Below are 11146 nucleotides of genomic sequence, written 5' to 3'. Positions count from 1 at the left end.
AGACGTCCTCGACGAGGTCGGCCGTCAGCACCGCGGCCGGGGGTCCGGCGGCGACGATCGACCCCTGGCGCATCGCGATGACGTGGGTGGCGTAGCGCGCCGCCTGGTTCAGGTCGTGCAGCACCGCGACGACCGTCCGACCCGCGGCGTGCAGTGCCGAGGCCAACTCGAGCACGTCGTACTGGTGCGCGATGTCGAGGAACGTCGTCGGCTCGTCGAGCAGCACGATGTCGGTCTCCTGCGCCAGGACCATCGCGATCCACACCCGCTGCCGCTGCCCGCCGGAGAGCTCGTCGACGCTCCGGTCCGCCAGCTCCACCGTCGACGTCTGCTCGAGGGCGGCCTGCACGGCACGCCGGTCGGACCCGGACGACGGGTGCAGCAGGTCCTGGTGCGGGAACCGCCCGCGGGACACCAGGTCGCGCACGGTGATGCCGTCCGGGGCGATCGGCGTCTGGGGCAGCATGCCGACCCGCCGGGCCACGGCCTTCGGACGGTAGGAGTCGATCGGCGCTCCGTCGAGGTACACGGTGCCGGTTCGGGGCTTGAGGGTGCGTGCGAGCGACTTCAGCAGCGTCGACTTGCCGCACGCGTTCGGGCCGACGATGACGGTCAGTTCACCGTCGGGGACGTCCACGTCGAGCGCGTCCACCACGATGCGGTCGTCGTACGCGAGCGTCAGCCCACGCACGCCGAGCGCGGTCGTCGGGACTCCGGCCTCGCTGGTCGGCAGTCCGGCTGCGGCGTTCAGTTCTCGGCCTTGCCGTGCCGCCAGTACCCCATGAACGCGACCTGCTTCCGGTCGATGCCGACGCCGCGCACCAGGTGCCGTCGGAGCTCCTTGACGCAGCCGGCCTCGCCCGCGATCCAGGCGTACACGGGGCGTGACTCCTCGGTGGCCGGCACGTCCCAGAGCACCTGCTCGTCGACGTCGACGTCCGCCAGCTCGACGGCGTCCCCACAAGCGGGCCCGGCGGCGACCGACGGAGGACCAGCGACGGACGCAGCACCGGCGACGACCGACGACGCCCAGGCGTGCACCTGGTCGGTCATGCGCACGCCGTGGGTCGCACCGTTCCGGGCGATCCAGCGGACCTCGACCCCGGCGGGGGCGGTCACGGGCAACCGGTCGGCGTCGGTCGGCACCTCGATGAAGACGTGGCCGACGGTCGAGACGTCGAGCGCCTCGAGGATGGCGCAGATGGCCGGGGCGGCGGTCTCGTCCCCGGCGAGCAGGATGCGGTTCGCGTGCCCGGGTGCGAACTCGGCGGCACCGGTCGGCAGGTCCTCGGGCGACTCCGGCACGCGGGGTCCGACGATCCGGAGCTCGTCGCCGACCCGGCAGGACGACACCCACCGCGATGCGGGTCCGGCGTCACCGTGCGCGACGAAGTCGATGTCGAGCTCGCGGGCGTCGGGCCGGAACGAGCGGACGGTGTAGGTGCGCAGCGGGTTCCGTTCCGCGTCCGGCAGGGCACGCCAGGCGGCGTACCAGTCCTCGTCCTCGGGCAGTTCGGAGAAGCCCACGCCGTCGAGCGGCAGGACGACCTTGATCCGCTGGTCGAGCCCGACCGAGGAGAAGTCCGCCAGGGCGTCGCCCGTCAGCGTCACCCGGACGAAGTGCGGGGTGAGCGACGTGACCGCTGCCACACGGACGGGGAAGACGCGGTACCGGGTTGCCACGGATCCGAGTATGGCATGCCTTACCTAACGCCTCCAGACCCCGCGGACGGTGCGAAGATCGCTTCGTGTCCGATGCCCCCGACGACGAATTCGCAGACCTGGCCGCGCTCGCCCGCGCGAGCGGCGTGACGGAGCCGCTCCGCGCCTCCAGGCAGGTGGTCCGCACCGATGACGGGCAGGAGACGTCCGCCATCCGGTGGGGCGACCGGGAGGCCCGGATCACCTACCTGCACGGGCTCGGCATCGACGCCCACAGCTTCGACCAGACCGCGATCGCCGTCGGCGAGCCGGCGGTCGCCCTCGACCTGCCCGGCCACGGCCGGTCGTCGTGGCGGGACGACGCGGACTACGGGGCGTCCGTGACGGCGCCGACCGTGCTCGCGGCGCTCGACGCCCTGGGGGTGCCGCCGGGGGTCGTCGTCGGGCACTCCCTCGGCGCGATCCTGTCGGCACGGCTCGCGGCCACGGCACCGGAGCGGGTCACCGGCCTCGTGCTCGTCGACATGTCGCCGGACTTCGCGCAGCGGGCGGTCGACCGGATCGCCCGGGCGCTCGAGGCCGAGGAACCGTTCGCCACCCTGGACCAGGTCGTCGACCGGGCGATCGAAGCACGTGTCGGTGACGATCGGCACGTGCTGCTGCGTGAGGCGCGACACACCACGCGGCTCGGCGACGACGGCGCGCTCGTGCGGCGTCACCACTTCCCGCACCTGCCCGCCGGCCGCACGTCGTCGGTGGGGCGCTTCGCCGACGCGTGGCCCGACCTCGAGGCCCTGCGCGTGCCGATCCTGCTCGTCCGCGGCGACCGCGGGTACGTCTCGCCGAAGCTGCACGCCGCGTTCGCCGAGCGGCTGCCGGACGCCGAGATCGTGACGGTCACCGCCCGGCACGCGGTGCAGAACCAGGCGCCGCTCGAACTCGCTGCGGCGATCCGGGCATGGGCGGAACGTCACGGTTTGTTGCACCGGATCGAAGAACCGACCGCGGACGACACCGGCCGCCGGTAACCTCGTGCGAGCGCGAGCACTGATCATCGCCCTCGCGCCCGGAAGGAACCCACACCCCCATGAGTCCACTCCTGCCCCGCCGTACCGCTCGGGCTGCGCGCACCACGCGCATCGGACGCGCTGCCCTCGCCGCCACCGCGGTCGCCGTCGTCTCCGCCCTCGCGCTGACCGGCTGCTCCGGCTCGTCGAACGAGGACGGCGGCACCGACGCCACCGTGCGCGTCGGCCTGGTGCTCGAACCGACCAGCCTCGACATCCGCACGCAGTCCGGTGCAGCGCTCGACCAGGTGCTCATCGACAACGTGTACCAGGGGCTCGTCGGCCGGACCGCCGACGGCGACGTCCGCGACGTGCTGGCCTCCGAACACGAGGTCTCCGACGACGGCCTGACCTACACGTTCACGCTGCGCGACGGCATCACCTTCCAGGACGGCAAGGACGTCACCGCGGCAGACGTGGTCTGGTCGCTCGAGCAGGTCAAGTCGAACGAGACCTACGTCGACTCCGCCAAGCTCGCCGGCGTCACCTCGATCACGTCCCCGTCGACCGGTGTGGTCGAGCTCAAGCTGGCGAAGCCCGACTCGGACCTGCTGTGGAACCTGACCGGCCGCGCCGGCCTGGTGCTCGAGAAGGCCGCGACGAACGACCTGTCGGACACCGCGAACGGCACCGGCCCGTACGAGGTCGCGAGCTGGAAGCAGGGTGACTCGCTCACCTTCGACCGCAACGACGACTACTGGGGCACGAAGGCGAAGGTCGCGAAGATCGTCTTCCGGTACATCACCGACCCGTCGACGGCCGTCAACGCCATGGCGAACGGCGACCTCGACGTCCTCAACCCGGTCGACGGCACGCTGAAGAGCCAGCTCGACGGCAACTCGGACATCGCGCTGCACTCCGGCAAGACGACCGACAAGTACACGCTCGCGTTCAACGACCGGAAGGCGCCGTTCACCGACAAGCGCGTGCGCCAGGCGATCCGGCAGGCGATCGACCCGAAGGCCCTCATCAAGGCCATCGGTGGCACGGGTGTCGAGCAGGGCGGGCCGATCCCCGAACTCGACCCCGGGTACGAGGACCTCACCGACATCGACGCGTACGACCCCGACAACGCCAAGCAGCTCCTCGCCGCCGCCGGGCAAGAGAACCTGCAGCTCACGCTGACGTACGCGAACATCTACCCGGCGACCATCGGCGACGTGCTCAAGTCGCAGCTCGCCGACGTCGGGATCACCCTGACCGTCAAGCGCGTCGACTTCGCCACCTGGCTGTCGTCGGTGTTCCAGGCGCCGAAGTCGGGTGAGCGCGACTTCGACCTGTCGATGGTGGACCACGTCGAGGCCCGCGACTTCGGCAACTGGGCGAACCCCGACTACTACTTCGGCTACGACAACGCCGAGGTGCAGTCGCTGTACGCCCAGTCGATCGCGGCCACCGACGAGGACGCCAAGGTCGACGCCCTGCGGAAGGCCGCGAAGATCGTGAGCGAGGACGCCGCGGGCGAGTGGCTCTACACGGCCACCGAGATCACCGCGGTGCGCGCCGGCGTCACGGGCTTCCCCGTGGACGGCGGTAACTCGCGACTCGACCTGTCGAAGCTCGCCGTCAAGTGAGACGACCCGCGCCCGGAGCTCCGAGCACGTGACCCGGTTCCTGGTCGGCAGGCTGCTGCTGTTCGTCGTCGGGCTGCTCGTCGCGAGCGTCATCATCTTCGCGACCCTCCGGGTGCTGCCCGGCGACGTCGCACAGGTCGTCGCCGGCACCCAGTCGACCCCGGCGCAGGTCGAGCAGCTCCGGCAGCAGCTCGGCCTCGACCGACCCGTCCTGGTGCAGTACCTCGACTGGATCGGCGGGGTGTTCCGCGGCGACCTCGGCCGGTCCCTGGTGACCAACGGGCAGGTCGCGCCGGAGGTCGCGCAGAAGCTGGCGATCACGCTGCCCCTCGCGGGCATGTCGCTCGTCACCGCGCTCGTGATCGGCGTCCCCCTCGGAGTCGTCGCCGCGGTGCTCCGCCGTCGACCGGGTGGCTCCGTCATCGGGTTCGTGGCGCAGGCCGTCGCCGCGATCCCGGTCGTCTGGGCCGGCATGCTGCTCGTCGCGCTGTTCGCCGTCACGCTGCACTGGCTGCCGACGCAGGGTTTCCCGCTCGACGGCTGGTCCGAGCCGGGGCGGGCGTTGGCGTCACTCGTGCTGCCTGCCCTGACCATCGGCGCCGTCGAGGGTGCCGTCATCCTGCGCTTCACCCGGTCCGCGACGCTGTCGGTGCTCGACGCCGACCACGTCCGCACCGCGGCCGCGATCGGGCTGACGCGCACGCAGGCCCTGCTCCGGCACGGGTTGCCGTCGGTGGCCCTCACCGTGCTCGCCGTGCTCGGGGTGCAGATCGCCGGGCTGCTGGTCGGGGCCGTCGTCGTCGAGCAGCTGTTCTCGCTGCCCGGGGTCGGACGCATGCTCGTGACCGACGTCGGGCGCCGCGATGTCACCAAGGTGCAGTCCGAGCTGCTCGTGCTCACCGGGCTCGTGCTGCTGGTCGGCTTCGCCGTCGACGTCGTGCACCGCGCCCTCGACCCACGCCAACGCGAGGTGTCCGGATGATCCGCCGCCTGCTCTCCCGCCCCACCGGGGTCTTCGCCGTCGTCGTGCTCGGCCTACTCGTGGTGCTCGCCGCGGTGTCGCTCGTGTGGACGCCGCAGGACCCGTTCCGCGCCGATCCGTTCCACCAGTGGGAGGCCCCGAGCGCCGCGCACTGGTTCGGCACCGACGCCGCCGGCCGCGACATCGCGAGCTACCTGCTCGCCGGCACCCGCACCACGGTGCTCGTCGCCGTCGGTGCCGGGGTGATCGCGAGCGTCGTCGGCATCGTCCTGACCGCGATCGGGTCGCTCACCGCCCGCTGGGTGCGCGAGGGCACGGCCGTCCTGCTCGACATCCTGGTGGCGTTCCCGACCCTGCTGACCGCGATGCTCCTGACCGCGGTGTTCGGCGGCTCGCTCGGGGTCGTCATCGTGAGCGTCGGACTGTCCTTCGGCGTCACGATCGCCCGGGTCGCCCGCGGCGAGATCCGCCGGATCGCCCGCAGCGACTACGTCACCGCCGCGCGGGCCTCTGGCGTCGGTGGTGGCGGGGTGCTGTTCCGCCACCTGGTGCCGAACGCCGCGCCGCTGTTCACCGTGCAGCTCTCGCTCGCGATGGCCACCGCGGTCCTCGCTGAGGCCGGCCTGTCGTACCTGGGCTACGGCGCCGGGTCGGACACGGCGTCGTGGGGCAACCTGCTCTCCGACCTGCAGACCTACATCGGCGTGCACCCGTGGAGCGCCACCTGGCCGGGGGCCGCGATCGCGCTCGTCGTCGCCGCGCTCTCCCTGCTCGGTGACGCGATCCGCGACGCCACCGACCCACGGCTGACGACGAACGACCGCGCAGCGGGCGGCGACCGCCGTAGCGACCCGGCCACGACCACCCCGGGGGTGACCGCATGACCGACCGCAGCCACGGCCGCAGCGACACCGCAGCCGGCGGGCTCGAGGTGGTGGAGCTCTCCGTCCGCATCGCGGGGCGGACGATCCTGGACCACGTGACGTTCACCGTGCCTCCCGGCGAACGCGTGGGCGTGATCGGCGCATCCGGATCCGGCAAGTCCATGACCTCGCTCGCCCTGATGGGTCTGGAGCCCGCCGGCGCGACCGTCACCGGCAGCATCCGCCTGGACGGCACGGAACTCGTCGGCCTGCCCGACCGGGAGCGTGCGGAGCACCGCGGATCCGGCATCGGCATGGTCTTCCAGGAGCCCGGCACCGCCCTCGACCCGCTGCGCCGCGTCGGCGCGCAGGTCGCGGAGCCGCTGCGCCTGCACCGCGGACTCGACCGGCGGGCGGCACGCGCCGCCGCGACCACCCTGGCGGCGGACGTCGGACTGCCGGACCCGGAGTCGCTTCTCCGGCAGTACCCGCACCAGCTGTCCGGCGGGCAGCGACAGCGGATCTGCATCGCGATGGCGATGGCCGGGCAGCCCGCGTACCTCGTCGCCGACGAGCCGACCACGGCGCTCGACGTCACGACCGAGGCGCGGATCCTCGACCTCTTCGAAGGGCTGCCGGCCGGCATGGTCTTCGTCACGCACGACCTCGCCGTGCTCGCGCGGATCGCCGACACCGCCGTCGTGCTCGACGGCGGACGGGTCGTCGAGCAGGGTTCGGTCGCCTCCCTGCTCGCCGCGCCGCAGCACCCCGCGACCGTCGCGCTCGTCGAGGCCGCGCGCGCCACCGCCCGTCGTGTCCGTCCGTCCGGAGGCCCCGCATGACCGCCATCCTCGACGGGGTCGGGCTGCACCGCACCTACCGGCTCCCCCGCCGCGGGCCCTTCGAACCGGGCCCCGTCCGCACCGCCGTCGACGGCGTCGACCTGGCGGTCGCCCCCGGCCAGCGGCTCGGGATCGTCGGCGAATCGGGATCCGGCAAGTCCACCCTGGTGCGGCTGCTCGCCGGCCTGGAGGCACCTTCCGCGGGTTCCGTGACCGCCTCCGGTCGTCGGGTGGTGGCGTCCGGATCCGCGGCCGCGATGCGCTGGTTCCGTCGCGAGACCGGGGTGGTGTTCCAGGACCCGTACGCGTCGCTCGACCCCCGGATGCGCGTCGGCGCGATCGTCGGCGAACCGCTGCGGGCACTGCGGATCGACGGGGATCACCGGGCGCTGGTGCGCGACGTGCTGGAGCGGGTCGACCTGCCGGCGGACGTCGTCGACCGGTACCCGCACGAGTTCTCCGGCGGGCAGCGGCAGCGCATCGCGATCGCGCGGGCCGTGGTGCACGGGCCGCGGATCCTGTTCGGCGACGAGCCGATGAGCGCCCTCGACGTGGTGGTGCGGGCACGGGTCATCGAGCTGTTCCGCTCGCTCGCCGACGACCTCGGGCTGACCCTGGTGCTGGTGTCGCACGACATCGGTGTGGTCCAGCGGCTGTGCGACACCGTGGCCGTGATGTCGGCCGGGCGCATCGTGGAGCACGGGCCGGTGTCGTTGCTCGATGCGCCGGTGCACCCGGTGACGCGAGCGCTGGTGGAGGCTGCGCCGACGCTGCCGTAGCGGCGGCGCGGCGGCGCGGCGGCGCGGCGGGCGGGCGGCACGCGATTCGCGACATCCCACGAGTCGATCGACGCGTGGCCTGTCGGACCATGCGCACGCACCGGATGCACGTGCATGGTGCGACGATCCACGAGCTGATCGACGCGTGCTTTGTCGGAACATGCGCACGCACCGACCCCGAGGTCAGGCGGTCCAGGCCGCCGGGTGCCGCCGCTGCCACCGCAGCCGCCGCTCGAGCTGGGCCCCGATCGCGAGCAGCACCCGCTCGCCCCCTGGACGCCCGATCAACTGGACGCCCATCGGCAGACCGCCGCCGTCCGGGTGGTCGTCGGCGGTGACCCCGACGGGCAGGGTGATCGCCGGCAGCCCGGCCACGTTCGCCATCGAGGTCCACGGCGAGTACGCGCACTGGCGGCGGAAGTCCTCGTCCGGGTCGTCGCCGTACCAGCCGAGCGGCCGCGGGGTCAGCGCGAGCGTCGGGGACAGCACGGCGTCGAACCGGTCGAACGCACCGATCAGCGTCGCCGAGAACGTGTCGAGCGCCGTCATCGCGTCGAGCACCTGCGTGCCGGTGAGCCGCCGTCCCCGCTCCACGAGCCACGCCACCAGCGGCGTGAGCGCCGTCAGGTCGATGCCGGGGACCATCGGCAGCCGCGCCGCGGAGCTCTCCCACGCCACCCGGAACGCGTCGGCGTACGGCGCCCGCGGCATCCGGACGTCCTCGACGCCGTGCCCCAGTTCGCCGAGCACCCGCACTGCGGTCGAGGCTGCGGCACGCGCCGCGGGGTCGACCACGACCTCGACGGTGTCGTCCCACGGTGAGCCGTCGAGCAGCCCGACGACGAAGCGTCCCTCACCGCGGACGGCCGCAGCGGTGAACGGGCCGTCACCGCGCGACGGCGTGACCAGGGCGTACGGCGACGGCTCCGGCAGTCCGGTCGGCGCGACGAGGGCGTCGAGCAGCATCCCCGCGTCCGCGACGGAACGGGTCAGCGGCCCGGCGACGGAGAGTCCGCCGACGCCGGCGCGTCCGGGCATCGACGGCACCCGCCCGCGGCTCGGTTTCAGGCCGACGAGTCCGGTCGCGGCGGCCGGGATCCGGACCGATCCCCCGCCGTCGGACCCGACGGCCGCGGGCAGCAGCCCGGCCGCCACGGCGACCGCCGCCCCGCTCGACGACCCACCGGGTGCGCGGGTCGTGTCGTACGGGTTCCGCGTCACGCCGAAGCGGGTCTCCGACGACGAGGACATCCCGAACTCCGGTGACGCCGTCTTGCCGAGGCTCACCGTGCCGGCGGCGTCGAGCGCCGCGACGAGCGGGTGGTCAGCTCCGGCAGGGCGCTCCGGCAGGCTCGCGGTGCCGCTGCGCGTGGGGACCCCGGCGCGGTCGTACAGGTCCTTGTCGGCGGACGGGAGGCCCCACAACGGTCTCGACGTCGGCACCAGGTCCCCGAGACGGTCGGCTCTCGTGCGCGCGGCGTCCGCCGTGACCGTCACGAACGCACCGAGGGCCGGGTCGAGGCGCTCGATGCGGGCGAGGTAGTGCTCCGTCACCTCGAGCGCGGTCGCCTCCCCCCGGCGGATCCAGTCCCAGAGTTCCTGCGCGGCGAGGTGGTGGAGTTCGAACACGGTTCCCGAGCCTAGGCGGCGACGGTGCTGGTCGTCCGACAGTGCTGGTCGTCCGTCAGTGCTGGTCGTACGCGTAGAAGCCGCGGCCGGTCTTCACGCCCAGGTGCCCCGCGTCGACGTACTGCCGGAGCAGCTGCCGCGGACCCTCGGGCAGGTGCGGGTCCTCCGCCGCGTAGTGCTCCTCGATGTCCAGGACGACGTCGAGTCCGACCTGGTCCATCATCCGGAACGGTCCCGCGGGCGAACCGGTGTTCACCGCGAACATGGCGTCGACGTCCTCGGGCGTGGAGACCCCGTCGGCGACGACGGCCAGGGACTCGCGCTTGATGGCCGCCCAGATGCGGTTGAAGATGAACCCGGTCGACTCCTTGCGCGCGACGAACGGGCGGACGCCGTAGGTCGGCAGGACCTCGAGCAGCAGGTCGATGACCGCGGGGTCGGTCTCGCCGTCGCTCATCAGGTCGACGGCGTTCTGCGCCGGCGGCATGTAGAAGTGCATGTTCAGCACGCGCTCGGGGTGCTCGACCTCGTCGATCACGAGTCGGCTCGCGTACGACGAGGAGTTGCTCGCCAGGATCGTGTCCGCCCCGACGGCGCGGTCGAGCTGCCCGAACACCGTCGTCTTGAGGTCGAGGCGCTCCGGGATCGCCTCGACGACGAGCCACGCACCGGCGACGGCCTCGTCGAGGTCGTCGAACGCACGGACGGTGCCGACCGCGCCCCCGTCCCGCGCCGCGGCGAGCGCGGGGAGCTCGCGCTCGACGTACTCGACGGCAGCCGTGCGGACCGGCTCGGCGAGGTCGTACACGCGGGACTCGCCACCGGCGCTGGCGAACACCAGGGCGATGCGGCGACCGAGGGTCCCACCGCCGATCACGGTGACGGGTCGGTTGCGGATGTCGGTCGGCAGGGAGAAGCCCATGGTGTCCTTCGTTCTCGGGTGTAGGTTCGATACACAACGTACTCAATACGGAACGTATCGCAACTCGACAAGGAGTTCCCATGCAGGCCTCGGACGTCCTCCGCCACGCCACCACGCCCCTCACCGCGCCGGTCTACCCGCTGCGCCCGACGCGCTTCACCGATCGCGAGTACTTCAACGTCGTGTACCGGACCGACCCCGACGCCCTCCGCGCCGTCGTGCCGGAGCCGCTGCGGGTCGACACGCCGCTGGTCCGGTTCGAGGTCATGAAGATGGGCGACGTCGACGGCTACGGCCCCTACGTCGAGTCCGGTCAGGCGATCCAGGTCACCCACGACGGCGAGGTCGGCGAGTACCTGCACGCCATGTACCTCGACAACTCCGCGGCGACGCTCGCCGGTCGCGAACTGAGCGCCTACCCGAAGGTGCTCGGCACCCCGGGGTTGCGTGTCGACCAGGGCGCCCTCGTCGGCACGCTGGACCGCGGGTCCGAGCGGGTGGCGACGGCGACCATGGCGTACCAGTGGGAGCCGATGGACCCGGTGGAGGCCGCGGCGCAGATCACGGTGCCGACCTGGATGGTGAAGCTCGTCCCCGACGTGACCACGTCGGGACTGCGGGCCGCCGACCTCGTGCGGACCGAGATCACCGACATCGTCGTGAAGGGGGCCTGGACCGGGCCCGCCCGCCTGCAGCTGTTCGAGCACGCCCTCGCGCCGATGGCCGACCTGCCGGTGCTCGAGGTCATCAGCGCCTCGCACGTCCTGACCGACCTGACGCTCGCGCCGGTGCGGTCCGTGCACGACTACCTGGCCGACCCCCGCCG

11 protein-coding genes are annotated in these 11146 nt (G+C 72.7%); 7 read left to right on the top strand and 4 right to left on the bottom strand.

The window, feature by feature from the left end; translation table 11 throughout:
* Both OGL88_RS17555 and OGL88_RS17550 read right to left on the bottom strand, forming a co-directional pair.
* Positions 1-691, bottom strand: a 691-nt coding sequence (locus tag OGL88_RS17555; protein WP_263092298.1) for an ABC transporter ATP-binding protein, incomplete at its 3' end; no start/stop codon positions are given.
* 56 nt (positions 692-747) lie between these two features.
* Positions 748-1683: a siderophore-interacting protein gene (locus OGL88_RS17550; RefSeq protein ID WP_263092297.1), complete on the bottom strand. Its 936-nt coding sequence runs from the start codon at positions 1681-1683 to the stop codon at positions 748-750.
* 65 nt (positions 1684-1748) lie between these two features.
* On the opposite strand from OGL88_RS17550, the gene OGL88_RS17545 reads away from it, so the two are divergent.
* From OGL88_RS17545 to OGL88_RS17520, 6 genes are read left to right on the top strand one after another with little or no spacing between them, the layout of a single operon-like run.
* Positions 1749-2690 carry an alpha/beta fold hydrolase gene (locus OGL88_RS17545; RefSeq protein WP_263092295.1) on the top strand — a complete coding sequence of 314 codons (942 nt, stop codon included), beginning with the start codon at positions 1749-1751 and terminating at the stop codon, positions 2688-2690.
* 59 nt (positions 2691-2749) lie between these two features.
* Positions 2750-4303 carry an ABC transporter substrate-binding protein gene (locus OGL88_RS17540; protein ID WP_263092294.1) on the top strand — a complete coding sequence of 518 codons (1554 nt, stop codon included), beginning with the start codon at positions 2750-2752 and terminating at the stop codon, positions 4301-4303.
* Between the two features lie 28 nt (positions 4304-4331).
* Positions 4332-5285, top strand: a complete 954-nt coding sequence (locus OGL88_RS17535) for an ABC transporter permease (RefSeq protein ID WP_205462545.1) — start codon at positions 4332-4334, stop codon at positions 5283-5285.
* On the top strand, positions 5282-6169 hold the full coding sequence (locus tag OGL88_RS17530; protein WP_205462546.1) for an ABC transporter permease: 888 nt from the start codon (positions 5282-5284) through the stop codon (positions 6167-6169). Before OGL88_RS17535 ends, OGL88_RS17530 begins: the two co-directional genes overlap by 4 nt.
* A complete protein-coding gene (locus tag OGL88_RS17525; RefSeq protein WP_263092293.1) occupies positions 6166-6990 on the top strand; it encodes an ABC transporter ATP-binding protein in 825 nt (274 codons plus the stop codon). Before OGL88_RS17530 ends, OGL88_RS17525 begins: the two co-directional genes overlap by 4 nt.
* Positions 6987-7769: an ABC transporter ATP-binding protein gene (locus OGL88_RS17520; protein WP_263092292.1), complete on the top strand. Its 783-nt coding sequence runs from the start codon at positions 6987-6989 to the stop codon at positions 7767-7769. Before OGL88_RS17525 ends, OGL88_RS17520 begins: the two co-directional genes overlap by 4 nt.
* Before the next feature lie 183 nt (positions 7770-7952).
* Here the strand turns inward: OGL88_RS17520 and OGL88_RS17515 are convergent, their stop codons facing one another.
* Both OGL88_RS17515 and OGL88_RS17510 read right to left on the bottom strand, forming a co-directional pair.
* The gene (locus OGL88_RS17515; RefSeq protein WP_263092291.1) at positions 7953-9398 is read right to left on the bottom strand and encodes an amidase; all 1446 of its coding nucleotides are present in this window, start codon (positions 9396-9398) and stop codon (positions 7953-7955) included.
* A gap of 55 nt (positions 9399-9453) precedes the next feature.
* Positions 9454-10320, bottom strand: coding sequence for a 3-hydroxyacyl-CoA dehydrogenase family protein (locus OGL88_RS17510; RefSeq protein ID WP_131879730.1), 867 nt, complete (start codon positions 10318-10320; stop codon positions 9454-9456).
* Positions 10321-10400: 80 nt separating this feature from the next.
* On the opposite strand from OGL88_RS17510, the gene OGL88_RS17505 reads away from it, so the two are divergent.
* A partial coding sequence (locus OGL88_RS17505) for an acetoacetate decarboxylase (RefSeq protein WP_263092290.1) occupies positions 10401-11146 on the top strand: 746 nt, incomplete at its 3' end.

It is taken from the genome of Curtobacterium sp. RIT-PI-V (genome assembly GCF_025642935.1).
Classification (GTDB): domain Bacteria; phylum Actinomycetota; class Actinomycetes; order Actinomycetales; family Microbacteriaceae; genus Curtobacterium.
This window is presented reverse-complemented; position numbering and strand designations above follow the sequence as displayed.